The sequence below is a fragment of the Desulfuromonas versatilis genome (assembly GCF_019704135.1).
In the GTDB taxonomy this organism is placed as follows: Bacteria; Desulfobacterota; Desulfuromonadia; order Desulfuromonadales; family NIT-T3; genus Desulfuromonas_A; species Desulfuromonas_A versatilis.
The window spans coordinates 2,598,915-2,623,400 of record NZ_AP024355.1 but is presented as its reverse complement, the minus strand read 5'-3'; the positions used below and the strand labels follow the sequence as shown (position 1 = coordinate 2,623,400).

Here is a 24,486-nt window from a genome sequence, read left to right as displayed (position 1 = left end):
AAAAAGCGAATTGGACGCTGATCAAATCTGATGAACGCTGATAACCGCAAAAGCAGAAGATATTGTAATTACAAACATGCCTCGTTGACTGATTTGGTCATCTGCTGTTTTTATAATGTTTATAATCAATTAGGATACGGTTTTCTTGAAAAAGTTTATCAAAAGGCTCTTCTCCTTGAATTGCAGGGAAAAGGGCTTGCTGCTGATAGTGAGTACCCGATCAACGTTTATTATAATGGAAATTCTGTTGGCGAATATTTTGTCGATCTTTTTGTTGAAGGAAAATTGATTGTTGAAATTAAAGCCGCTAAAGCATTGTCCATTGACCATGAAGCTCAGTTGTTAAATTACCTTAAAGCGACTAAGGCAGAAGTTGGTCTTTTGTTGAATTTCGGTCCTAAACCTGAAATTAAACGTAAAGTTTTTGAAAACAGAAGGAAATAATAGCCTTTACACCGAAAAATATCCAAGTTTATGAATTCAATTATTTTTTGATCGGTATTTATCAGATTTTATCAGCGTCCAATTGAACTGCTTTCCAAGGATTTTCGAATTGGAAAAACTACTTATCGTTGACGACAGCCCTGAAATTCGCAAACAGCTCAAGTGGGGCCTGGGGAAGAATTACCGGGTGATACCCGCTGGGGATGTGACCGAGGCGCTGAAACTGTTTCGCGAGCATGGGCCGAAGGTGATGACTCTGGACTTGGGGCTGCCGCCGGACGCGGACGGGGCAACGGAGGGGCTGCGCTGCCTGGATGAGGTGCTGCGGATCAGTCCGGATACCAAGGTGATAGTTCTTTCGGGGAACGAGGAGCGGGAGAACGCCCTGAAGGCGGTGCACCTGGGAGCATACGACTTTTACCAGAAGCCCATCGAACTGGCGGAGCTGAAGGTGATCCTGCAGCGGGCTTTTCACCTTTCGGCCCTCGAGGAGGACAACCTGCGCCTGCAGAAAGAGTTGCAGGGCGAGGCCCGCGGGATGCACGGGGTTTTCGGCCAGTGTCTGCAGATGGAGGAGGTGTTCACCACCATTCGCAAGGTCGCTTCGGCCGATGTGCCGGTGCTGGTGCTCGGCGAAAGCGGGACCGGCAAAGAGATGGTGGCCCGGGCCATCCATGCGCAGGGGCTGCGCAAGGACGGGCCGTTTGTCGCCATCAACTGCGGCGCGATCCCCGAAAACCTGCTCGAATCGGAACTGTTCGGCCACGAGAAGGGGGCATTTACCGGCGCCCAGGCCCGGGTGCAGGGCAAAGTGGAGTATGCCCACCGCGGCACCCTGTTTCTTGACGAGATTGGAGAAATGCCCCCGCAACTGCAGGTGAAACTGCTGCGCTTTCTTCAGGAGAAGGTGCTCCAGCGGGTTGGCGGTCGGGAGGACATCACGGTGGATACCCGCATTATCGCCGCCACCAACATCGACATCGAGAGAGCCATCGCTGCTGGGGATTTTCGCGAAGACCTCTACTACCGCATCGGGGTGATTACCGCCATCCTGCCGCCTCTGCGCGAGCGGGGCGAAGACGTGGTGCTGTTGGCGAACCTGTTTCTGCGCCGTTTCAGCAGTGATTTCAACAAGCGGGTGCGGGGGTACAGCGCCGCCGCGCTGCGCTGCCTGCGGGACTACCACTGGCCGGGGAACGTGCGGGAGCTTGAGAACAAGGTCAAGCGCGCGGTGGTCATGGCCGAAAATCCGATTGTCGAGCCCGAGGATCTCGGCTTCGCCGCTTCAGCCGCTCCGGCGGAACCGGACCTGCCCGCAGGGGGCGTCAGCGGGTTGAACCTGGAGGGTATGAGCCTGAAGGATGCCCGCAGCCTGGTGGAAAAGGAACTGGTGGTGAAAGCGCTGGAGCAGGAGAGCGGGAACATCGCCCGGGCGGCTGAACTGCTGGGGGTCAGCCGGCCGACCTTCTATGACCTGATGAAGAAGCACGGGATGCATGTTTGAAGGCGGTGAGGAGTGAGGAGTAAGGAGTAAGGAGTAAGGGGAGTTGCAAGCTTTTCGGCCCACGGCCCACCGACCACCGACCACCGACCACAAAAAAGCGGGCCATGAGCCCGCTTTTTTGCGTCTATTCCGTTACGAAATTCTCCGTCACGCTGGTGAAGACCGTCCCTTGATCATCTTCGGCGATGATCTTCCAGTAATACGTTTTCCCGGGTGCGAGATCAAAGGCGTCGTGGTAGTCGCTGGTGAGACCCGATACGACCACCGTGTCGCCAAGACCATCTACAGGATCCTGCCCCGGGTCGGGGAGGGGATCGCCTCCGTCGGTGATGGGGGGAAGCTCGCCACCGCCTCCTCCGCCACCGCCACCGCCGCAGCCAGCCGCAGCAAAACCGAAACCTGCAACGAGCATTGCCAGAGCGAGCCACTGCCGGACACGGCGGGTGCGGGCCAGGTTTAGCCCGGCGATCCCGAAGGCCATGACGCCGGCGAGGGCGCTGAGCGGGGCCGCCGGGAGGCCGGGGAACGTCGGGAGAGCGGGGGACGCCACCGCAGAGCCGGCGACGGGCAGGGCCGGATCGGTGCCGTACACCAGGGTGCAGGTGACATTGTAGCCGGCCGGCGGGGTGGTCCAACTGAAGGTGACCCGGGTCGTGGAGGCGAGCTCACCGCCGATGGGGGAGAGCAGGCCGGGCACCCAGTCGCTGGCGACTATGTTTGAATAGCTGGATTCATACCCCGAGGTGTCGTAGGCGGTGACGGCGAAGTAATATATTTTCCCGTCGTCGGGGAGATCCACGGAAGCGGTCGTGGCGTTGCCGACATCGATGGGGGAAGGGCTCTGGCCATTATCGGCCTCGGCCCCGTCGAAGGGGAGGTCGGGGGCGTCGGACCGGTAATACAGTTTATAGCCGGCCACGTTGGGTTCGGTGTTGGGGTCCCAGGCAAGGGTGATCTCCGCGCCGCGGACCGCCGAGCCGGTATGAATGACGAAGCAAAGGGCGATAAGCAGTGCCCGGAAAAGGATAGTCATAAGGTTTCCCCTCCTGGTGGTGTCGGTAGGGTTTTCAGCAAAAAAAATGCCAATTGGATTCAGGCAGCTGTCATCCCGGTGCCGGACCCACGGGAATGCAGGCGCGTCGGATGACCCCCGCCTCCGCGGGCGACGAACTTAATCGCGCATTTTGGGCCATTTCTGCAAGCCGGGGCTAATTATAAGCGCTAATAAAACGCTTGGCAAAAATTAATTTGACAATTGTCAGGGCTAATTCCACTCGCGCCTTCGCTGCGAATCAAGTGTCAAAAATGCCCGGGGTGTGTTTGCCGTAGTCTGGGTGCCAATCGGGCCAAACAGAACTTCTCCTGCTGAATCCGGCGATTTTCGGAGGTTTTAGCAAGATTCGTGGTCCTGGCTGATGGGGCACATCCTGCTTTCTGGAATCGAATCCAAAACCTCTGAAGGAGAAATTGCCTCAAAAAATTAACCCTTTAGATGGGGTACAAAAAATACTGTATCCGGGCTTTACCTGAAGCAAAAAACTTGACAGAGGATTTAAATGTGTTTTTTTTAAGAAAAGTCCAGAAGAGGTTCCAGATAACTCGCGAGGCTGGCCAGGCCAGGATGGCCTTGGCTGGAAATCCGCAAGGCAAACCAGGGACCAGACGAAGGAGATCCGGGGATGTCGATCAATCTTCTAATCAGTTGCGGAATTTACCTGTTCGGAGAAGGCATCCGGACCATGGTCGAGGAGAACAAGAATATAAACGTCATTGGAATTGCCTGCAACGACCTTGACCTGATGCAGATGATGGCCTACGAGCCCGATATCGTCATTGCCGATGACCGGAGTTGCCAGTCGGTATTCGAGGCCTTCGAAAAGGGAGAGTCGGCCAAGATGCTGCTGATAACCGATGCGGCGGACCCCTTTCTCGCCCATGGCGGCCTGCAGGCCATGGTGGCCAAGGGCCTGGCAGGCATCATGACCAAGAACGCCGATTCCCAAATGCTGGAAAAGGCGATTCAGAAGGTGTACGGCGGCGATCTCTGGATCGACCACAAGACCATCAAGAAGTCGATCAGCACACCGACCTCCGGGCCAGAAAACATCAAGCTGACCAGGAAAGAGGCGGAAATACTCCATTACCTCTGTTCCGGCTATTCCAACAAGGAGACGGCCAGGCGCATGAGCATCAGCGTCCAGACCGTCAAGTCCCACTGCAACAACCTGTACAAAAAATTCGGCGTCTCCTCACGCCTGAAGCTGGTCCTGCAGGCCACCGACCGAAGCTCCCGTCCGTTCCACTAAGTCTTGATCGGGAGTCTCGCAGAAATCAGCGGCTGTTCCGGAATCCGGCCGGCGCGGAGTGCCGATAAGGTCACCGCCGGAAAGTGCCAAATAAAAAAGCCCTCACGCGGAGGGCTTTTTCAGTTTCGGGGTTGTGCCGGCTCGGCTCAGGAGAAAACCTGGCCGCTGAAGATATAGATCTCGGCATCCTCGGCCTGCCAGGAGTTTGTGGGAAGGCCGGCCTTCAGGCAGGTCTGTTTCAGGAAGGTCAAACGGTCCCAGCCGTGTTCGGTGGCCACCTGGGGCAGCAGCACGCCCCGGTAGTAACCCTTCTCCAGGTAGATGCCGTGCTTGCCTATTTCAATCTCTTCGATGTTCTCGATTTTCTGCAGGGGGGAGAGGACGGTGATCTCAAGCTGGAAATCGGCCAGGTCAGGCTCCTTCATGGGGTAGAACCGGGGATCCTTGGTTGCCGAGGCCACGGCCATTTCGGCGACTTCCTTGAACAGGGGCAACTCGGACTGGAAGCTGCCGATGCACCCCCGCAACTGCCCTTTCTGCTTGACGGTGACGAAACAGCCGTTGCGCATGTTGAGCGCTTTTTCCTCGCGGGGTTCGACGTACTTATTGCCGGTTCGCACGAAGGTCTCGATGGCGTTTCGGGCGATGTTCAAAAGGACGCTTTTTTCCTTTTCGGTCAAGGCTTTTTCCACGTACCCTCCCGGGTTGATCCTGTCATCGCAATCGATCATCCAACGAGTGCGCACTATAAAGGGAATGTGCGGTTTTTTCAAGAATTTTCGGCAAGCCATATCAAGCCGGTCGACCACCGTTTAATGCTGCGGGTTGCCATGGACCCTGGGCACGTTAGACTTTTGACACCTGGGCGCGAGGGGAAGGCCCCGGGACGACAGGGTCCATGAAGGGATTGAGTTTGTTGCTTATGGAACAGGAGCACATGGAGAAAAAGGATAATCAGGGCGCCTGGAGAGGATGTCTGCGTCCGCTGGCCTGGGTGGGTCTGGTCCTGCTGGCGGCCCTGTCCGCCTGCAGCGGAAAGGTGCCGGATTGGATCGACGGGCAGGACCCACGCTACCCCTCGGCGAGCTATCTGCTGGCGGTGGGAGTGGACCCGCAGCGGGGGCAGGCCGAGTCGATGGCCAGGGCCAAGGTCCTTGGGCCCTTGGCCGAGGCGGGGGAGCCTGGGGAGGCTCTTGCGAGGGATTGGCACCGGCGGGGCGGGGAGTCCTCCCGGGACCGCTATGCGCAAAAAATGGAGGCCGTGCGGCAGCAAATCTTCGAGTCGGTTGAAAAGGAAGTGGCGATCGGCGATGTCTGGCCCGGATATGACGGCGAATTGTTCCACGCCCTGGCCCTTCTGGAGCGTGAACGGGGAGCCAAACGCCTGCGGAAACTGCTTGCCGAGGCGGATGCGAAGCTCGTGGCCCATTGGGACCAGGCCGGAGCCGCAGCTTCGCCCCTGGAGGCGGCCGCGGGTTATATCCGGACGCTGGAGGACCTCGACCGTCGGCAGGCTGTCGCCAGGGCGCTGGCAACCCTCCAGCCGGGTTCGGCGGTGGCACCAACCGCACTGGACGATGCCGAAGTGCGTGCCAGGGCCAATGCGGCGGTTGCCGGGATCCGCTTCGGGGTGGAAATCCGCGGACCTCGGGCGGAGAATTTGCGGGGAATGGTTATCCGGCAACTGACGGGGCTGGGGATGACCCTTGCTCCCCCATGGGATCGGGACCTGGAGCTGCGGGGAACGCTGCAGGAGTTTCCAGGGTCCGGAAGGGGAGATGTCGGGGTCTCCTGCGCCGTGGAGGTGATTGCCGAGGGGCAACGGTCGCTTGGAACCTGGCGCTTTTCTGCTGGAAGGGAATCTAACTCGGGAGAAGACACCGGGGGGGAGGCTCTTGGGGCGTTGGGGGAAAAGCTAGCCTCCCTGCTCGTGGAGAAAATTCTCCAGGGCGGCTGAGATATTGTGCTGGCCGGCGGCCGGACAGCGGCTCTTGCTTTGCTTCGCCGACCAGGGCGTTCCTCGCGGGGAAGGTCCGCGGGCCGGACTCAGGACCCGGAAACAAATGGGGAGTGTGGGGCAGCCAGGGCTCGCCCTGGTGGTTTCCGGATTCTGAATCCAGCGATGGCCCGCTGCCGGACAAGGTCCGGGTGGGCCGCTCCCGGGTGAGAATTTATAGCTGGGACCAGGCCGCGTTCGCTTTGTGGAGCAGGACTTCAACGGTTCCCTTCATGGTCCATACCGCGCCGCAGTTGCCGCATTCCTCCAGGTTCTCGGCGAACCCGTCCGAGTGAGTGTCAATTTCGACCTTGTTCTTCGATTTGCAGACCGGGCATTCAACATCCATGGCTTGTTCCTCCTCCGTGCAATATCTGGTTATTATTTCCAGACCATGTGTGAAGGATAGGGCCCAAAGGCCCCCATTGCAAGGGGAAAAATTGATAAAACCATGCAATAACATGGGTTTGGGTAGAATTTCAGGTTTGACATGTGTACCAGGGGGAAAGTGTTTTTTTTTGAAAAAGTTAAAAAAATGAAATAAAAGAATGAAACCCCAGGTATTTCAGGTAAGTGCAACGGGTTAATACTATCTGGGAAAAAATGATGTATTTGGTCAGACCATTTCGAGGGGATCGGAAAAAAATATATAAAAATTTTCGCTCAGCAGACTTGAGAACAGCATTATGCAAAGCCGTCCCGGCATTTAGAGGGGGGATGGATGAGGAAAAAAAAACGGGAGGCCGATGGCGGCCTCCCGTTCTATTTCGGAGCAGTGGTGAAAACTATTTGCTTTTCTTCTCGTGTTTCTTGCGCTCGTTGGCATCGAGATGCTTCTTGCGCAGGCGGATCGACTTGGGGGTAACCTCGACCAGTTCATCCTCGTCGATGTACTCCAGCGCCTGCTCCAGGGTCAGGATCCGGGGCGGGGTCAGGCGAATGGCGTCGTCGCTGCCGGAAGCGCGGACGTTGGTGAGCTTCTTGCCCCTGCTGGCGTTGACCACCAGGTCGTTTTCCTTGGCGTGCTGGCCGATGATCATCCCCTCGTAGACCTCGATTCCGGGCGGAACGAAAAGGATGCCGCGGTCCTGCAGGCCGAACAGCGAGTAGGCGACGGTCTCGCCGGCCTCCATGGCGATGAGCACGCCGTTCTTGCGGCCGGGGATCGGGCCCTTGTAGGGGGCGTAGCCGTGGAAGGTGTGGTTCATCACGCCGGTACCGCGGGTGTCGGTCATGAACTCGGTGCGGAAGCCGATGAGGCCGCGGGCCGGGATGACGAACTCGAGGCGGTTGACCCCGTCCATGGAATGCATGGCCACCATTTCGGCCTTGCGCGGGCCGAGCTTTTCGATCACCGTGCCCTGGTGCTCTTCGGGGACGTCGATGACCAGGTACTCGAAGGGCTCGCAGCGCTCGCCCTCGATTTCGCGGAAGATGACCTCGGGCTTGGAGACGGCCAGCTCGAAGCCTTCGCGGCGCATGTTTTCGATGAGGATCGACAGGTGCAGCTCGCCGCGGCCGGAGACCTTGAAGGTGTCGGTGTTGGAGGTGTCCTCGACGCGCAGCGAGACGTTGGTGCGCAGCTCTTTCATGAGCCGGTCGCGGATGTTGCGTGAGGTGACCCACTTGCCTTCGCGGCCGGCGAAGGGCGAGCTGTTGACGATGAAGTTCATCGACAGGGTCGGCTCGTCGATGGCGACGTAGGGCAGGGCCTCGGGCTTGTCGGCGGCGGCGAAGGTCTCGCCGATGCCGACGTCGTCGAAGCCGGCCACGGTGACGATGTCCCCGGCGATAGCGTCGGCGAGCTCGACCTGCTTGAGCCCCTCGTAGCCGAGCAGCTTGGAGATCCGGCCGCGGATCACCTTGCCGTCACGCTGCACCAGGGCCACGGATTCGCCGGCCTTGATGCGGCCGTTGAAGATCTTGCCGGTGGCGATGCGGCCGATGTAGTCGTTGTAGGCGATGCTGGTCACCAGCATCTGCAGGGGGGCGTCGGGGTTGGCCTCGGGGGGCGCCACCCGCTCGGCGATCATCTGGAACAGCGGCTCGAGGTCGGCCGACTCCTGGTCGAGTTCGCGCTTGGCGAAGCCCTGCTTGGCGCTGGCGTAGACGATGGGGAAGTCGAGCTGCTCTTCGGTGGCGTTGAGCTCGCAGAACAGGTCGAAAACCATGTCGACGACCTTCTCGGGGCGCGCGCCGGGGCGGTCGATCTTGTTGATGACCACGATCGGCTTGATGCCCAGGTCGAGGGATTTCTTCAGCACGAAGCGGGTCTGGGGCATGGGCCCGTCGAAGGCATCGACCAGCAGCAGCACCGAGTCGACCATTTTCAGGACGCGCTCCACCTCGCCGCCAAAGTCGGCGTGGCCGGGGGTGTCGACGATGTTGATCTTGAGCCCGCCGTGGTGGATGGAGAGGTTTTTCGACAGGATGGTGATGCCCCGCTCTTTTTCCAGGTCGTTGCTGTCCATCACGCGCTCGGTGATGACCTGGTTTTCACGGAAGACGCCGGACTGCTTGAGCATGGCGTCGACCAGGGTGGTCTTGCCGTGGTCGACGTGGGCGATAATGGCGATATTACGGATATTCTGCGGCATAACGTTTATTCAGGGCTCCTTGCTGGCACTTTGATCTTTTAAGTTGCGGTTTCTGCAAAACCTTACCACTATAGGCAAAAGCTTGGAGATACGCCAGGAAAAAATCTCGTCCAGGTTTTCCCGCCGAGTACGCAAGGCTTGCCATCCCCGCCGAACCATTCTAGAATTTAACCTTGCAAATTGTTTTTGCTGGGTGGGCTTGGTGGGCCCAATCTGAAGTGGATGAGCCGGTTGCCGCCAAAGGCTCCAGGGACTCCAGGGACTCCAGGGACTTCAAGGAGAACGATGGGCAGGGGCGCGATTGTTTGGTTTTTCTTTGTGTACTTTTCGCCTTGAGGGAGCGCAGCGAACGGGCGGTTGCTCCAGCCCTTGGCTCTAAATAACAAGGAGATCAACTTCATGAATATCCGCAACGGGATTTTCCTCGCTCTGCTGGTCCTGACCCTTTTCGCCGGCGGCTGCGCCGTCAACCCGGTCACCGGCCGCAGCGAGCTGGCCTTGATGCAGGTGTCGACCCAGGAAGAGGTCGACATCGGCCAGAAGACCTTTCCTCAGGTGATTCAGCAGATGGGGGGCGAATACCCCGACCCGGCCCTGGCCGCCTACGTCAACCGGGTGGGGCAGCGGTTGGGGCGGGTGAGCGCGCGCAGCGACCTGCCCTACCAGTTCAAGGTGGTCAATGATTCCTCGCCCAACGCCTTCGCCCTGCCGGGCGGTTTTATCGCCGTCAGCCGGGGGCTGCTGGTCAACATGGAGAACGAAGCCCAACTCGCCGCGGTGCTCGGACACGAGGTTGGGCACGTCGATGCGCGGCATTCGGTGCAGGGGATGCAGCGCGGCACCTTGCTGAACGTCGGTATGGCGGTGCTCTCCGGGGTTGCCGGAGATACCGGCCTGGGCACTCTGGCCCAGCAGGCCGGAGGGCTGGCGGCCAACCTGATCGACAAGTCGTACAGCCGCGACCAGGAGCGCGAATCCGATGCCCTGGGCATCGACTACATGGTCCGATCGGGCTATGACCCGCAGGGGGCGATTCAGCTCCAGGAGTTCTTCTACCGCAAGATCGAAGGGGGCGCCGAGCCCATGTGGCTGACCGGGCTGTTCCGCAGTCACCCTTTTTCCAAAGAGCGGCTCGATGCCAACCGCGACTACGTGCGGCGCCAGTACCCGCAGACCCTCAACAACCCCAACTACTCGCTGCTGCCCCAACCCCTGCAGCAGGCCACGGCGCGCCTGAGAAGCGTCAAGGGGGCTTACGAGCTCTATGACGAGGCCCGCAAACTTGAGGGGCAGGGGAATCTTTCCGGGGCCGTGGCAAGCTACCTGAAGGCCGCCGCCGCGGCGCCGGAGGAGTCCTTGATCCTCACCGGCCTGGGGATGGCCTACCTCAAAGCCGAGGACACGCAGTCGGCGCGCCGCCACCTGCAGAAGGCCGCACAGCTGCAACCTGAATATTTTCTGACCCGGCTGGGGCTGGGGTACGCCTACCTGCAGGGCGGGCAGAACCCCCAGGCGGTGAGCGAACTCGAAGCGAGCATGAAGCTGTTGCCCACCCTGCAGGGGGCTTATCTTCTGGCCGAAGGGTACGAGAAGACCGGGCAGCGGCAGAAAGCTCTCTCGCTCTACCAGGATGTGGCCAAGGCCGACCCGAACGGCAAGCTCGGCCAGGCCGCCGCCAAGCGCGCCCAGGCCCTCGGGGGGCGCTGATGGACTGGTCGAGCTACCTGGAAGCGGGGGAGGTGCTGCGCTGGGAGGGGCGGCCCGCTCCGCGCTGCTTTACCTTCCGCAACTGGAAACATTCCCTGTTCGGCATCCTGCTTCTGGTCCTGGCGCTCTACTGGCAAGTGGTCGGCTACCAGTTGGCCAAGGTGTATGAGGCTGCCTGGCTCGGCTGGATGCCGCTGCCCTTTATCATCATCGCTCTCTACCTCTCTGTCGGGCACCTGGTGCTGGCCCGCCTCGAATGGGAGAAGGTCTACTACGCCGTCACCGATCGGCGCATCCTGGCCCTGCGGGGGCTGCGCAGCATCCGCTTCCAATCCATGCCCTTGGCGCAGCTGAGCTATTTCCGCATTAAACCCCTCGGCGAGTCTCTCGGCACGGTGCGGGTGAGCTGCAGCGATTCACCCAGCCCCCTCGTCGTCTGCTGCATCGAACACCCGCGGAGCATGACCGACCTGCTCGAGGAAGCCCTGCGCGCCAACGGCGTTGCCGTGCAGCGTGGGGAGTAGACCGTGGACCGTGGACCGTGGACCGTGGTCCGTGGACCGTGGACCGTGGACCGTGGTCCGTGGACCGTGGACCGTGGACCGTGGTTACGAGTCACGAGTCACGAGTCACCAGTCACGAGCCTTAATCGTTTGACTTTTTCCCTCTCCATTGATTACCATTTCCGGATATCTGAAAGCTCGTAAGGCGTAATCCGTAATGCGTAATGGGTGACTGCAAGGGCCTTTACGCCTCACTCCTCACGCCTCACGCCTCACGCCTCACGCCTTACGCCTTACGCCTCACGCATTACGCATTACGCCTTACGAACAGAGGACTTCAACAGCGTGTTCATGGACAAGAAATTCTACCTGGAGACCTTCGGGTGCCAGATGAACGTGGTCGACTCCGAACGGATTGTCGACCTGTTGCGGCAGATCGGTTACAGCCAGGTCAATAGCGCCGAGGAGGCGGGACTGATCCTGCTCAATACCTGCTCGGTGCGTGATAAGGCCGAGCGCAAGGTCTACGGCCATCTCGGCCGTTTCAAGCCCCTCAAGGATGAAAATCCGCAGCTGATTCTCGGGGTCGGCGGCTGCGTGGCCCAGCAGGAGGGGGAGCGCCTGCTGGAAAAGCTGCCCTATCTCGACCTGGTGTTCGGCACCCACAACATTCACAAACTGCCGGATATGGTCCGCAGCGTGGAGGAGAACCGGGGGCGCTGCCATGAGACCGAGTTTCTGGATCGCGAGACCCGCATCCAGCTTTTCCCCCAGCGCACCGAGGGTGATTCGATCACGCGTTTTGTCACCGTGATGCAGGGGTGCGACAATTTCTGCTCCTACTGCATCGTCCCCCACGTGCGGGGCCGCGAGGTGAGCCGGCCCAGCGCCGAGATTCTCGACGAGGTCAGGGCTCTGGCCGCCGCCGGGGTGAAAGAGGTGACCCTGATCGGCCAGAACGTCAACTCCTACGGCTGCAAGGAACAGGGGGAGATCGGCTTTGCCGAGCTGCTGCGCCAGGTTCACGAGGTGGAGGGGATCGAGCGGATCCGCTTCACCACCTCGCATCCCAAGGACCTGTCGGACGAGCTCATCGACTGCTTCGGCGAACTGGTCAAGCTCTGCAAGCATATCCACCTGCCGGTGCAGAGCGGCTCGGACCGCATTTTGCAGCTGATGAACCGCGGCTACAGCCGCGAGCAGTATCTCGGCAAGGTGCGACGGCTCAAGGCCGTGTGTCCCGAGATCCGGCTGACTTCGGACATCATCGTCGGCTTTCCCGGTGAAACGGCGGCCGATTTCGAGGACACCCTGAGCCTGATGGCCGAGGTCGGCTACGCCGACGTTTTCTCGTTTCTCTACTCGCCCCGCCCGGGAACGGCGGCGGCGCAGCTGGCCGACGATCTCGGCGCCAAGGAAAAACAGGCTCGTTTCGACCGCATGCTCAAGCAGCAGGAAGCGGTCAGCCGTGCCACCTGGGAGGGGGATGTCGGGCGCACCCTGCCGGTGCTGGTGGAGGGACAGAGCCGCCAGGGGGGCGACCAGCTGTTCGGCCGCACCACCTGGAACCGCATCGTCAACTTCGACGGCCCGACCGAACTGGTCGGCAAAGTCGTGCCGGTAAAGGTGACAACCAATTTCAAGAACTCCCAACTCGGAGAACTCGCCACCGGCACCGAGAATTGAACCGTCGGGTTTTCACGGACCACTGCCCACGGGTCACTGATCACGGGTTTTAACAAGTATGGCCAAAGGCCGAATCCTCGTCATCGACTCCGACCCCTTTTTCCGCAAGCTCTACCAGGATACGCTGGAGCCCGAGGGGTATTACCTGCGTGCCGCCGCAAGGGGAGCCGAAGCCATGGAGTGCCTGCGCGCCGAGGATTTCGACCTGGTGATCACCGACCCCGAGGTCGAGGCGGTGAACGGCGTGGAGATCACCGAGGCGGTCAAGCGCTTCAACCCCGACCAGGAGCTGCTGGTCGTCACCGGCCGCCAGGAGGTGGGGAAAGCCGTCGAGGCGATGAAGCGGGGCGTCTCCGAATACCTGCTCAAGCCGATCAATCCCGAGGAGTTTCTGCTGGTCGTCAACAAGGCCCTGTTCCGCCAGTCGCTGCGGGTGGAACACAAGAAACTCGTCGACGAAAATATCGAATATCTCTCCATTCTCTCCTACTACCAGAAGTGCCTCGCTTTTCTCAAGGTGCATGACATCGACCGGCTCGGCGACCTGATTCTCGATACCCTGATGGATCTGCTGCGGGCCGAGGGGGGCGTGCTTTGGCTGCCGGGCTACGGCGGCCAGCAGTACCGGGTACGCTGCCGTCGCGGGCTGGTCAAGCTCGCGGCCGGGGAGGAAGCATTCAACCCCACCGGCGCCGAACGCAAAGTCATGCTTTCCGGGCAAGCGACCCTGATCGGGCAGGGCGCGGCCATGTGGGTGCCGCTGCTCTCGGGGCTCGAACCGGTGGCGCTGGTGCGCATCGAGGCCCCGGCCGGCCGCGAGGCCTTCAATCGGCGCGACCTCAAGGTAGCCGGGATGGTTGCCGAATTCGCCGCCAGCACGCTGCACAACGTGCTGCTCTACCGCAACCTCGAGCAGAGCAGCCTGCGGGTGCCGCGGGGGGAGGCCTACAAGATGGCCTTTTTCCGGGACCACGTGGAAAAGGAGTTGCACAAGGCTCGGCGCTACGGGCGGAATCTCTCCTTCGTCAAGCTGGTGGTGGAGAACTACGCCGAGCTGAACAGCCACTTTCTGGACCGGGAGCTCGAGGCGGCCATGGGGCGGCTCATCGAAACGGTGAACACCGCGCTGCGTGACGCGGATATCATGGCCCAGGCTTCGCCCAACGAGTTCTACATCCTGCTGCCGGAGACCGACTACTGGGGTTCCCTGGTGACCCAGAAACGGATTCGCAAGGCGCTGCGCGGCAAGCTCACCCTCTGTGACCTGAAACGCAGCTATCCGATCCGGGTCTACCTGCGGGCCGGCTCGGTTCCCGGGGACGGCAGCACTTTCGAGGACCTGGGACGGGCCGCGGAGCGGCGCCTGGAACGGCTCAAGGAGAGCCTGTTTCACCGTGAGAACATGGAGGATGCTCCCTTCTGGCCGGTGGTCGCCCGGCTGCTCGGGGCGCCCGCCGATTACAGCTTTGACGGGGAAAAGCTTCAGGTCTCATCGCGACTGGCCGCCTACGAGGATCCCCAGCGCGGTCGCTTTTTCCGGATGCCCGCCAAGCGGCTCGAAGAAATCATGCGCTCCTTCTGCCGGGAGCTGGTGGAGTCGCACCGGGTGCGGGGGATCATCTACCGCGGCTGTGATGACTTCGAGAGGGTCAAGCAATCGCTGCGCTTTACCGAGGCCCTGGAAAAATCCGCCACCTCGCTGTTTCTGCTCGGCGGCAAACGGCGGGTCACCTGGGATTATCAGCGTATCGTGCCGATCTTCATCCCCGACGAGTATTTTGGCAAGATCTCCTTCGTGCTCTACCTCAACGAGGATTATGCCTATGCCCTGTTCGCCCGCAGGCGGGGGGATGAACTTGTCGGCTTCCACACCTCGGATTTCTATTTCGTCGAAAACATGATCACCAAACTCCAGGAACAGTACCAGTTGCAGGCGCAGATCTGATGAGGCGAATGTTCACCAAAATCCTCCTGGCCAGTGCCCAGGAGGCGCTTTTGAATCTGACGGAGGTCCTCTCCCAGCAGGGGTTCGAGGTCCAGGTCTGCCGGGACGGTGCCAAGGCCCTGGAGCTGTCGCTGACCTGGTACCCCGACCTGATGGTGGTCGATACCGGCATCCCCCTGCTGCCCGCAGAACGGCTCTCGCAGATTCTGCTCGCCAACCCGCGCACCGAGGGGATGTCGTTTTTCTACATCGGCCGCGAAGGCGAGCTGATTGAAGGTTTCAGGCGCCACAAGGATCACTTCGTGCCGCGCCCCTTCAACGCCGAGCAGGTGCTGGGGCTGATCTTCGGTCATTTCAAGCGCAGAGAACGCACCGAGCGGGTCAGCCGCCAGGAGAAGGACATCGAGGGGAGCCTCAACCAGGTCTCCCTGGTCGATCTGCTGCAGATCTTCGGTCTCAACCGCAAGGACGGGGTGCTCAACCTGGTGCGGGGCGAGGAGCGTGCCTCCATCCACCTGATGGGCGGGGCGGTGGTGAACGCCCGCTGCGGCAGGACCGAAGGGGAGAAGGCCTTTTACCGGCTGCTGCGCTGGGAAGAAGGCCAGTTCCGGTTCAATCCGGGACGGGTCGAGTCCGAGGCGCGCATCGCCCGGCCCATGGACCACCTGATCATGGACGGCCTGCGCCAGATCGACGAACTGATCGCCCAGGCCGAGGCCATGCCGCACCCCGATTCCCTGCTGGTTCTCAAGGTACCCCGCGACCGGCTGCCACGGGGGCTGCGGCCGGCGACCCAGGAAATCCTCATGATCCTCGAGTATTATCCCCGGGTGCGGGATATCCTGGACCATTGTCCGCGCTCGGATTTCGAGATTCTGCAGGTTCTCAAGGTGCTGCTGGCCAAGGGGCTGATCGAGGAGCATCGCGAGGAGCCCGGCGGCCTGCCGATGCAGCTGCCGCTGCTCTCCTCGGCGGAGGTGATCGCCCTGAAGGACCACCTGGGCGAGCGCGATGTGCTGCTTGAGGAGGCCTCGGCCAAGCTGATCCTGCTTGCCTCCTGCGCCGCGGATATCCGCAGGTTCGTGCAGAGCCTCAAGGGAATCCCCGAGTTCGAGCCGGAGGGGGATTTTCTTCTCAGCGACGTCAGCCTGGGGCTGGGCGAGGTGGGGCGGTTGAATGTCGCCGAAACCTTCAGCCTGCGGCTCTTCTCTCTGCCGGCCACGGACGAGGCGGCCCCGCTCTGGACGCCTTTCTGCAGGCGTCTTTTCGGGGTGGTTTCCCTGGGGAACCTGGCCAAGGCGGAGGAGTTTTTCAAGTTTCGGGCGCGGGTGCCCGTGATAAAGTTGGCTTTCTCCGGCGATTCTCCCGGAGTGTTTGTTCTCGAGGAGGGGGAGCGAAAGTCGCTGCGGCGGCTTTTGGAACTTTTCGCGCGACGCTTCGTCGGGCCGGAGCAGGGCCCGGATGCCCCGGCACCGGCCGCAGGGGCCACTGCCGGTTGAGACCCGAGCAGCCCGCTCCAGTCCTCGGTTTCACCAGCGGGGAGGGATGGATTTTTCCCTCCCGGCAGGATTCTTTCGGAGGCTTTGATGATCGATCTGCATACTCATACCCTTTTCAGCGACGGGGAACTGATCCCCGCCGAACTGGTGCGCCGTGCGGCGGTGGCCGGGTATCGCGCCCTTGGCATCACCGACCATGGGGATCTGTCCAACATGGATCTGATCATTCCCCGTCTGCTCAAGGTGGCTGATGACCTTGGCCGAGCCTGGGGGATCACCGTGATCCCCGGTATCGAGCTGACCCACATCCCGCCTGCCGAAATCCAGGCCGCCGCGGTCGAAGCGCGCCGGTTGGGGGCGAAGATCGTGGTCTGTCACGGCGAAACCATCGTCGAGCCGGTGGCCGCGGGGACCAACCTGGCTGCGCTGGAGGCGGATATCGACATCCTCTCTCACCCTGGCCTGATTACCGGTGATGAGGCGGCCCTTGCCGCCCAGCGCGGAATCTGTCTGGAGATCACCACCCGCAAGGGGCACAGCCTGACCAACGGCCATGTCGCCAGGATGGCCCTGGCCCACGGCGCCAAGTTGGTGGTCAACAACGATGCCCACGCACCGGGGGACCTGGTTTCGCTGGAGATGGCGAAAAAGATCGCTCTCGGCGCCGGTTTGAGCGAGGCGCAGTTTGAACAGGCGCGAAAGAATTCCGAGGCGCTGGTGCGCAAGGCGGTGGGTAGGTGAGCAGTGAGAAGTGATCAGTAATTAGTAATCAGTGGCCGGCCGACTGTGTTAGGCTGTTTCAGCGGTGGGGCACCAGCTCCACCCTGGTTTTTTTTAAGGGATGGAATTTGGTTATGGACGATAAAAACTTCGCATTTCTGAAAGAACTGGTCGAAACCCCCAGCCCTTCGGGCTTTGAGCAGCCCGCCCAGCGCATTCTGCGCCGCGAGCTGGAAGGGGTGGCGGATGAACTGCGTACCGACGTGATGGGCAACCTGATCGCCCGCATCGGCGGGGCAGGGCAGGACGCCCCCCGGGTGATGCTGGCCGGGCACTGCGACGAGATCGGCCTGATGGTCAAGTACATTGACGACAACGGCTACATCTTCTTCGCGCCCATCGGCGGCGTCGATCCTCACCTGGTCCCGGGGCAGCGGGTCTATGTCCACACCGCCGGCGGCCGGGTGCTCGGCGTGGTGGGCAAAAAGCCGATCCACATGATCGAGGCCAAGGACCGCGAGACGGTCATCAAGCTCAAGAACCAGTTTATCGACATTGGCAGCAGCACCCGGGCCGAAACCCAGGCGCTGGTGGCCATCGGCGACCCGGTGACCTTCGCCGTGGGCCTGGAGCGCCTGCAGGGCGACCGGGTGACCTCGCGGGCCTTCGACGACAAGATGGGCGCCTATATCGTCGCCCGGGTGCTGCAGGAGGTCCGCCGCCGGGGTGCCCCGCCGGTGGAGCTGTTCGGGGTTTCGACGGTGCAGGAGGAGGTGGGCCTGCGCGGCGGCACCACCAGCGCCTACGGCATCGACCCCGACGTGGGGATCGCCGTGGAAGTCGGCTTCGCCACCGACTACCCGGAGATGGACAAGAAGGACCCCGGCGATTTCAAGGTCGGCGGCGGGCCGATCATCGCCCGGGGACCCAACATCAACCCGGCCTTGTTCGAGCTGCTGATGCGCACCGCCCGCGAGGACGAGGTCCCCTGTCAGGTGATGGGCGCCCCCCGCGCCACCGGCACCGACGCCAACGTCATGCAGCTGACCCGCGCCGGCGTCGCCGCCGCCCTGGTCAGCGTGCCGCTGCGCTACATGCACACCCCCTCCGAGGTCCTTTCGCTGGCGGATCTGGAAAACACGGTGCGTCTGCTGGCGGGCCTGGTCTACCGGATCGAGGATCGGAAGCAGTTTATTCCGAATTGAGATGCTGTGAGGAGTGAGGAGTGAGGAGTGAGGAGTGAGGAGTGAGGAGTGAGGAGTGAGGAGTGAGGAGTGAGGAGTGAGGAGTGAGGGGGCTCACGCTTTGGACCCTTTTAACTTGACCTTCGGCGTTTGGCTTGACTATATTCGCCGATTAATATTTCCCACCATATAAAGATTAACCCCGCACAAGGAGATGGAGATGCTGGATCTTGAGATCCGCGAGGGTTTGACCTTCGACGACGTCCTGCTGGTTCCCGCCCATTCGACCGTTCTTCCCAAGGAAGTTGACCTCACCACCCACCTGACCCGGAAAATCAAGTTGAACGTCCCGCTGCTTTCGGCAGCCATGGACACGGTGACCGAGGCCCGCGCCGCCATCTGCATGGCCCGCGAAGGGGGGCTGGGGATCGTGCACAAGAACATGACCCCCGCCGAGCAGGCTCTCGAGGTCGACCAGGTCAAGAAGAGCGAAAGCGGGATGATCGTCGATCCCATCACCATGGATCCCGACCAGAAGATCTACGAAGCTCTCGAGCTGATGGAGAAATACCGCATCTCCGGGGTCCCCATCACCAAGAACGGCAAGTTGGTCGGCATCCTGACCAACCGTGACCTGCGCTTCGAAACCAAGCTCGACCAGCCCATCTCCAATGTCATGACCAAGGACAAACTGGTCACCGTCCCTCCGGGAACCACCCTCGAAGAAGCCAAGTATCACCTGCACCAACATCGCATCGAAAAATTGCTGGTGGTCGACGACAGCTATGCCCTCAAGGGGCTGATCACCATCAAGGACATCGAGAAGGTGCGCAAGTACCCCTCCGCCTGTAAAGACGACTTCGGTCGCCTGCGGGTCGGGGCGGCCGTCGGCGTCGGCGCCGACCGTGAGGAGCGCCTCGAGGCGCTGGTGCGCGCCGGAGTCGACGCGGTGATCGTCGACACCGCCCACGGCCACTCGCAGGGGGTCATCGACGCGGTGGTGGACACCCGCCGCGCCTACCCGGAGCTGCAGCTGATTGCGGGCAACATCGCCACCCCCGAAGCGGCCGAGGCCCTGATCAAGGCCGGGGTCGACTGCGTCAAGGTGGGCATCGGGCCGGGTTCGATCTGCACCACCCGCGTGGTCGCCGGGGTCGGGGTGCCGCAGATCACCGCTATCGCCGACGTCGCCAGGGTGACCCGCAGGGCCGGCATCCCGCTGATCGCCGACGGTGGCATCAAGTACTCGGGCGAGCTGCCCAAGGCCATCGCCGCCGGCGCCGACGTGATCATGATCGGTTCGCTGTTCGCCGGCACCGACGAGTCGCCGGGCGAAACCATCCTCTACCAGGGCCGGACCTACAAGACCTACCGCGGCATGGGCAGCCTCGGCGCCATGAAGCAGGGGAGCAAGGACCGCTACTTTCAGGGGGATGTCGAAAGCGATGTCAAGCTGGTCCCCGAGGGGATCGAAGGGCGCGTCCCCTATCGCGGCAGCCTCTCGGCCAACATCCACCAACTGATCGGCGGCCTGCGTGCCGGCATGGGCTACACCGGCTGCGCCACCCTGAAGGAGCTGCAGGAAAAAGGGCAGTTCATCCGCATCACCAACGCCGGCCTGCGCGAGTCGCACGTGCACGACGTGGCGATTACCCACGAGGCGCCTAACTACCGCGTTGAACGAAACTCGTAGTTTTCTGCCTTCATAAGGCCCATTCGTCTCATGGGACCTATGGGACGCATGGGACCTAGGGAAACCCAAGGCACCAGCCTTTCCAAATAAGGTAATTTGATGGACATCCACAACGAAAAAATCCTCATCCTCGACTTCGGCTCCCAGTACACCCAGCTGATCGCCCGGCGGGTGCGCGAGGCCCATGTCTACTGCGAGCTGCACCCCTTCGACATGGAGCTGGAGGCGATCCGGAATTTTGCGCCCAGGGGGATCATCCTCTCCGGCGGCCCCAAGTCGGTCTACGAGCAGGGGGCGCCGGCGGTGGAGGAGGCGTTGTTCGAGCTCGGCGTGCCGGTGCTCGGCATCTGCTACGGCATGCAGCTGATGAGCCGGCATTTCGGCGGCGAGGTGGTGCCGGCGGGCAAGCGTGAGTTCGGCCACGCCGACCTGCTGGCCCAGGGCAAGCCGGGTCCGCTGTTCGACGGGTTCTTCATCGACGGCAAGAGCCCGGTGTGGATGAGCCACGGCGACCACGTGGAGAAGGTGCCGGCCGGCTTCGAGGTCGTCGCCGGGACCGGCAACGCGCCGGTCTGCGCCATCCAGGACGTCGCCCGCAAGCTCTACGGCGTGCAGTTCCACCCCGAGGTCAACCACACCCCGCGCGGCGAGATCCTCATCGACACCTTCGTGCGCAAGATCTGCGGCTGCTCCGGCCAGTGGACCCCGGGACACATCATCGAAGATGCCGTGTCGCGCATCCGCGAGCAGGTCGGCACCGACCAGGTGATCCTCGGGCTTTCCGGCGGGGTCGACTCCTCGGTGGCGGCGGCGCTGATCCACCGGGCCATCGGCGATCAGCTCACCTGCGTGTTCGTCGACAACGGCCTGCTGCGCCTCGGCGAGGGGGACCAGGTGATGGCCACCTTCGCCGAGAACATGGGGGTCAAGGTGCTCCGCGTCGACGCCGAGGAGCGCTTCCTCGGCGCCCTGGCCGGGGTCGCCGATCCGGAGCGCAAGCGCAAGATCATCGGCAACAAGTTCGTCGACATTTTTGAGGAAGAGGCCGGCAGGCTCACCGACGCCAAGTGGCTGGCGCAGGGGACCATCTACCCTGATGTGATCGAGTCGGCCGGGGCCAAGACCGGCAAGGCCCACAGCATCAAGAGCCACCACAACGTCGGCGGCCTGCCCGATTACATGAAGCTGCAGCTGCTCGAGCCGCTGCGCGAGCTGTTCAAGGACGAAGTCCGCGCTATCGGCGAAGAGCTCGGCCTGCCCCACGCCATGGTCTGGCGCCACCCGTTCCCCGGGCCGGGCCTTGGAGTGCGCATCCTCGGCGAGGTGAAGAAGGAGTACGCAGATATCCTGCGCCAGGCCGACGCCATCTACATCGAGGAGCTCTACCGCACCGGGCATTACCACAAGATCAGCCAGGCCTTCGCCGTCTTCCTGCCGGTCAAGAGCGTCGGCGTCATGGGCGACGGCCGCACCTACGAGTACGTGGTGGCCCTGCGCGCCGTGGAGACCAAGGACTTCATGACCGCCGGCTGGTACCCGCTGCCCTACGACATCCTGGCCCACATCAGCAGCCGCATCATCAACGAGGTCAAGGGGATCAACCGGGTCACCTACGACATTTCCAGCAAGCCCCCGGCGACGATCGAGTGGGAGTAAAAGCGGTGATCAGTGGACCGTGGACAGTGATCCGAAGAAGCTTTTAGGGCTTTACAGCCCACGGCCCACGGTCCACGGTCCACGGCCCACGGCCCACGGTCCACGGCCCACGGATCACGGCCCACGGATCACGGATCACGGATCACGGATCACGGCCCACGGCCCACGGTCCACGGCCCACGGATCACGGCCCACGGATCACGGATCACGGCCCACGGCCCACGGTCCACGGATCACGGCCCACGGCCCACGGCCCACGGCCCACGGAGGTTTTATGACCGACGCGCAGACCACCCTGCAGGAGCTCAAGGAGCGGATGGCGCAGTTCGTCCGCGAACGGGATTGGGAGCAGTACCACACCCCGAAAAACCTCAGCATGTCCATCGCCATCGAGGCGGCGGAGCTGATGGAGCACTTCCAGTGGCTGACCGTCGAGCAGTCCAAGAACCTCAGCCCCGAGGCGCTGCAGGATATCGGCGAGGAGCTCGCCGATATCGTCATCTACTCCCTGTCCCTGTCCAATTTCCTCGGCCTCGACCTTTCCGAGGTGGTCCTTGCCAAGATGGAGAAGAACATCCGCAAGTACCCCAAGGACAAGGTGCGGGGCAAGGCGCACAAGTATACGTATTATCAAGACAGGAATCAGGAATCAGGAGACAGAGGTCAGGATAAATCTGAACCCTGAAACCTGAGACCTGGGACCTGAAACCCCGCAGCCGGAGGCTGCGTGACCAAGCCCTCAAAAAAATACAGCCAGGCGGCGCGGCTGCACGATGTCATCCGCATCCTCGAGGCGCGCTACGGAGCGACGGTGGACGACCTGGCCGAGGAATGCCAGGTCAACCGCCGCACCATCTTTCGCGACCTGCAGGCGATCCGCGACGCCGGGTACCCGCTCGTATCCGACCGCGAAGCCGACGGCCGGGTGCTCTACCGGTTTCTCACCGGCTTCAAAAAAATCCCCCCGATCACCTTCTCTCTGGAGGAGCTGATGACCCTCTACCTCTGCCGGGGGCAGCTCGCCTTTCTGCGGGGGACCCCGTTTCAGGACGACCTCGACGCGATCTTCGGGCGGATCCGTTCCAGTCTGCCGCCGCGCAGTGTGGCGCATCTCGAGCGGATCGCCGAGGCCGGGGCGCCGCGTTTCCAGGGGCTTCGGGACTACCGGGAGAAGCGCGAGGCCCTGCAGGGGCTGCGCCAGGCTCTGCTCTACCAGTATCGCTGCACCATCCGCTACGCTCCGCCTAACCGCAAAGCCGAGGATTACCTTTTCGATCCTTACACCCTGCTGTTCTACAAGGACTCGCTCTACCTGGCCGGCTACGCCCACAACCGCCAGGACCTGCGGCTGTTTCTCATCGACCGCATCCAGGCCGTTGAAGTCGGCAGGGAGCGTTTCGAGGTCCCCGAGGACTTTTCCGCCGAGCAGGTGACCGGCGGTGCCTTTGGCCTGATCGACGACACCCCCATGGAGATCCGCATCCGCTTCGCCCCCGAGATCGCCCACCTGATCCGCGAACGGACCTGGCACCCCACCCAGAGCCTGGTCGATGAGCCCGACGGCTCGGTGCTTCTCACCCTCGAAGCCAGTGGCGAGAAGGAGATCCTCTCCTGGCTCTACTCCTACCTCCCTCACGTCCAGGTCCTGGAGCCCGCCACCCTGCGGGAAGCCTTCCTTGGCGGCCTGCAAGAGGCCCTCGCCAAGCACCACCAGGGCAGTTAGCCTTTCACGCCTCACGCCTCACGCCTCACGCCTCACGCCTCACGTGTTGTGACACTTTCTGTCGCAGGCCTCCGCTATCCTTCCATCATGACAAAACAAACTCACCCCAGGGAGGCGAACCATGGTCTGGTTGAACATGATGGCGGAAAACGGCAGCGGGCTTTATCTTGATATCCACGGCATCGAACCGCGCGGGGTTGCCGGCGGGACGGTCATTGCCGTTTCGGGCACGGTGGGCGATGGGCGCTATGAAGGGGAGGTTCTGGTCGAGGTAGGCGCCCGGACCGGGGTGACGTTTGCCGATGAATGGCTGGATGGGGCGAGCCTCCGGGAATTTTTCGGCAACGCCGCGCGCGGGGAACTGGAGACGGCCCTTACCGAGGCCGTGGCGGGCCTTAGCCTTGCGGAAAAGGTCCGCCTGCTCACCGAAGGCGCTGAGGAAGCCGGAGAGCGCTCGCAGCAGCGCCCACACCGCGATGTTCCCAGGCCTCACCCCTATCGTCGCCCGCGCGCCCTGGCCCAGGAGGTCCGGGAGCAGCAGGGGGAATGGCAGTCCTGATCCCTGACGGGCAAAGTCGTTGCAATTCGTCCCGGCGTGGGTTAAAAAGAGGGAAATTCCCCTTTGCCCAGACCGAGGATTGCCCCGATGCGCACCATCGTACTGGCCTCGACCAGTCCCTACCGCCTTCAGCTGCTGCGGCAGCTGGGGCTGCAGTTTCATGTCGCCGCGCCCCTCTACCAGGAGGAGATCGACCAGGAGGTCGCCCCTGAACTGCTGGTCAAGCACCTGGCCCACCACAAGGCCAAGAGCCTCGTCGAGCGCTACCCCGATGCCCTGATCATCGGCGCCGACCAGGTTTTCGTCGGCTCGCGCGGCAAAATCCTCGGCAAACCCGGCAGCTTCGAGCGCGCGGTGGAGCAGCTCAAGGACATGGCGGGGCGCTCCCACACCTTCTATACGGGGGTGTCGGTGCTTGACAGTAAATCGGGAAAATCTCTCACCGAACTGGCAACTTATACCGTAACCCTTAAAGCACTTTCTGTGGGCCAGATCCGCGACTACGTTCGCCGTGAATCGCCCCTGGACTGTGCCGGCTCCTTCAAGATCGAGGGGCTGGGCATCGCCCTGATGCAGCGCATGGAGGGGGAGGACTACACCGCCCTGATCGGCCTGCCGCTGATCAAGCTCAACGGCATGCTCGAGGAGTTCGGCGTCAAGACCCTCAGCGACGAACCGGAGGTTGCCCTTTAGCCCCTCCGGTGGTAATATGCCCCAGCCTCCCTAGACCGTCTAGCGCAGCGCCTTCCGGCAAGCGTAATTCG

21 protein-coding genes are annotated in these 24,486 nt (G+C 61.9%); 17 read left to right on the top strand and 4 right to left on the bottom strand.

The annotated features are described in order from the left end of the window. The first annotated feature begins 30 nt into the window (after positions 1-30). Both DESUT3_RS11825 and prsR read left to right on the top strand, forming a co-directional pair. The gene (locus tag DESUT3_RS11825; protein ID WP_221248686.1) at positions 31-444 is read left to right on the top strand and encodes a GxxExxY protein; all 414 of its coding nucleotides are present in this window, start codon (positions 31-33) and stop codon (positions 442-444) included. 109 nt (positions 445-553) lie between these two features. Next, entirely contained in the window at positions 554-1,948 is a 1,395-nt protein-coding gene (gene prsR / locus DESUT3_RS11820) for a PEP-CTERM-box response regulator transcription factor (RefSeq protein WP_221248685.1), read from the top strand. 124 nt (positions 1,949-2,072) lie between these two features. On the opposite strand, the gene DESUT3_RS11815 is transcribed toward prsR, so the two are convergent. Beyond that, on the bottom strand, positions 2,073-2,981 hold the full coding sequence (locus DESUT3_RS11815) for a hypothetical protein (RefSeq protein ID WP_221248684.1): 909 nt from the start codon (positions 2,979-2,981) through the stop codon (positions 2,073-2,075). 646 nt (positions 2,982-3,627) lie between these two features. Here DESUT3_RS11815 and DESUT3_RS11810 point away from each other — a divergent pair. Continuing rightward, the gene (locus DESUT3_RS11810) at positions 3,628-4,254 is read left to right on the top strand and encodes a response regulator transcription factor (RefSeq protein WP_221248683.1); all 627 of its coding nucleotides are present in this window, start codon (positions 3,628-3,630) and stop codon (positions 4,252-4,254) included. Positions 4,255-4,400: 146 nt separating this feature from the next. Here the strand turns inward: DESUT3_RS11810 and amrA are convergent, their stop codons facing one another. Next, positions 4,401-4,946, bottom strand: coding sequence for an AmmeMemoRadiSam system protein A (gene amrA / locus DESUT3_RS11805; RefSeq protein ID WP_225911490.1), 546 nt, complete (start codon positions 4,944-4,946; stop codon positions 4,401-4,403). A gap of 245 nt (positions 4,947-5,191) precedes the next feature. On the opposite strand from amrA, the gene DESUT3_RS11800 reads away from it, so the two are divergent. Next, positions 5,192-6,211: a hypothetical protein gene (locus tag DESUT3_RS11800; protein WP_221248680.1), complete on the top strand. Its 1,020-nt coding sequence runs from the start codon at positions 5,192-5,194 to the stop codon at positions 6,209-6,211. Between the two features lie 214 nt (positions 6,212-6,425). On the opposite strand, the gene DESUT3_RS11795 is transcribed toward DESUT3_RS11800, so the two are convergent. Both DESUT3_RS11795 and typA read right to left on the bottom strand, forming a co-directional pair. Beyond that, a complete protein-coding gene (locus tag DESUT3_RS11795; RefSeq protein WP_221248679.1) occupies positions 6,426-6,599 on the bottom strand; it encodes a hypothetical protein in 174 nt (57 codons plus the stop codon). Between the two features lie 436 nt (positions 6,600-7,035). After that, complete coding sequence (gene typA, locus DESUT3_RS11790) at positions 7,036-8,847, bottom strand: translational GTPase TypA (RefSeq protein WP_221248678.1); 1,812 nt, start codon at positions 8,845-8,847, stop codon at positions 7,036-7,038. Between the two features lie 399 nt (positions 8,848-9,246). Here typA and DESUT3_RS11785 point away from each other — a divergent pair, with 399 nt between their 5' ends. The 13 genes from DESUT3_RS11785 to DESUT3_RS11725 all read left to right on the top strand — a co-directional run bounded on the left by DESUT3_RS11785 (position 9,247) and on the right by DESUT3_RS11725 (position 24,415). Continuing rightward, positions 9,247-10,554 (top strand): M48 family metalloprotease, encoded by a 1,308-nt coding sequence (locus tag DESUT3_RS11785; protein ID WP_221248677.1) that lies wholly within the window; start codon positions 9,247-9,249, stop codon positions 10,552-10,554. Next, on the top strand, positions 10,554-11,078 hold the full coding sequence (locus DESUT3_RS11780; protein WP_221248676.1) for a hypothetical protein: 525 nt from the start codon (positions 10,554-10,556) through the stop codon (positions 11,076-11,078). The genes DESUT3_RS11785 and DESUT3_RS11780 overlap by 1 nt, the downstream gene beginning before the upstream one ends. Before the next feature lie 330 nt (positions 11,079-11,408). Then, positions 11,409-12,743, top strand: coding sequence for a tRNA (N6-isopentenyl adenosine(37)-C2)-methylthiotransferase MiaB (gene miaB / locus DESUT3_RS11775; protein WP_318835933.1), 1,335 nt, complete (start codon positions 11,409-11,411; stop codon positions 12,741-12,743). 58 nt (positions 12,744-12,801) lie between these two features. Further along, a complete protein-coding gene (locus tag DESUT3_RS11770; protein ID WP_221248673.1) occupies positions 12,802-14,688 on the top strand; it encodes a response regulator in 1,887 nt (628 codons plus the stop codon). 50 nt (positions 14,689-14,738) lie between these two features. Further along, complete coding sequence (locus DESUT3_RS11765; RefSeq protein ID WP_221248672.1) at positions 14,739-16,187, top strand: DUF4388 domain-containing protein; 1,449 nt, start codon at positions 14,739-14,741, stop codon at positions 16,185-16,187. Positions 16,188-16,274: 87 nt separating this feature from the next. After that, positions 16,275-16,928 (top strand): histidinol phosphate phosphatase domain-containing protein, encoded by a 654-nt coding sequence (locus DESUT3_RS11760; protein WP_221248671.1) that lies wholly within the window; start codon positions 16,275-16,277, stop codon positions 16,926-16,928. Positions 16,929-17,041: 113 nt separating this feature from the next. Next, positions 17,042-18,112 carry a M42 family metallopeptidase gene (locus tag DESUT3_RS11755; protein ID WP_221248670.1) on the top strand — a complete coding sequence of 357 codons (1,071 nt, stop codon included), beginning with the start codon at positions 17,042-17,044 and terminating at the stop codon, positions 18,110-18,112. 199 nt (positions 18,113-18,311) lie between these two features. Beyond that, positions 18,312-19,784 carry an IMP dehydrogenase gene (guaB, locus tag DESUT3_RS11750; protein WP_221248669.1) on the top strand — a complete coding sequence of 491 codons (1,473 nt, stop codon included), beginning with the start codon at positions 18,312-18,314 and terminating at the stop codon, positions 19,782-19,784. Between the two features lie 99 nt (positions 19,785-19,883). Further along, on the top strand, positions 19,884-21,440 hold the full coding sequence (guaA, locus tag DESUT3_RS11745) for a glutamine-hydrolyzing GMP synthase (RefSeq protein WP_221248668.1): 1,557 nt from the start codon (positions 19,884-19,886) through the stop codon (positions 21,438-21,440). A gap of 274 nt (positions 21,441-21,714) precedes the next feature. Beyond that, positions 21,715-22,125, top strand: a complete 411-nt coding sequence (locus tag DESUT3_RS11740) for a nucleotide pyrophosphohydrolase (protein ID WP_221248667.1) — start codon at positions 21,715-21,717, stop codon at positions 22,123-22,125. Positions 22,126-22,167: 42 nt separating this feature from the next. Beyond that, a complete protein-coding gene (locus tag DESUT3_RS11735) occupies positions 22,168-23,163 on the top strand; it encodes a helix-turn-helix transcriptional regulator (RefSeq protein ID WP_221248666.1) in 996 nt (331 codons plus the stop codon). 121 nt (positions 23,164-23,284) lie between these two features. Continuing rightward, positions 23,285-23,722: a hypothetical protein gene (locus DESUT3_RS11730; RefSeq protein ID WP_221248665.1), complete on the top strand. Its 438-nt coding sequence runs from the start codon at positions 23,285-23,287 to the stop codon at positions 23,720-23,722. A gap of 87 nt (positions 23,723-23,809) precedes the next feature. After that, positions 23,810-24,415 (top strand): Maf family protein, encoded by a 606-nt coding sequence (locus tag DESUT3_RS11725; RefSeq protein ID WP_221248664.1) that lies wholly within the window; start codon positions 23,810-23,812, stop codon positions 24,413-24,415. The last annotated feature ends 71 nt before the right edge of the window (positions 24,416-24,486 follow it).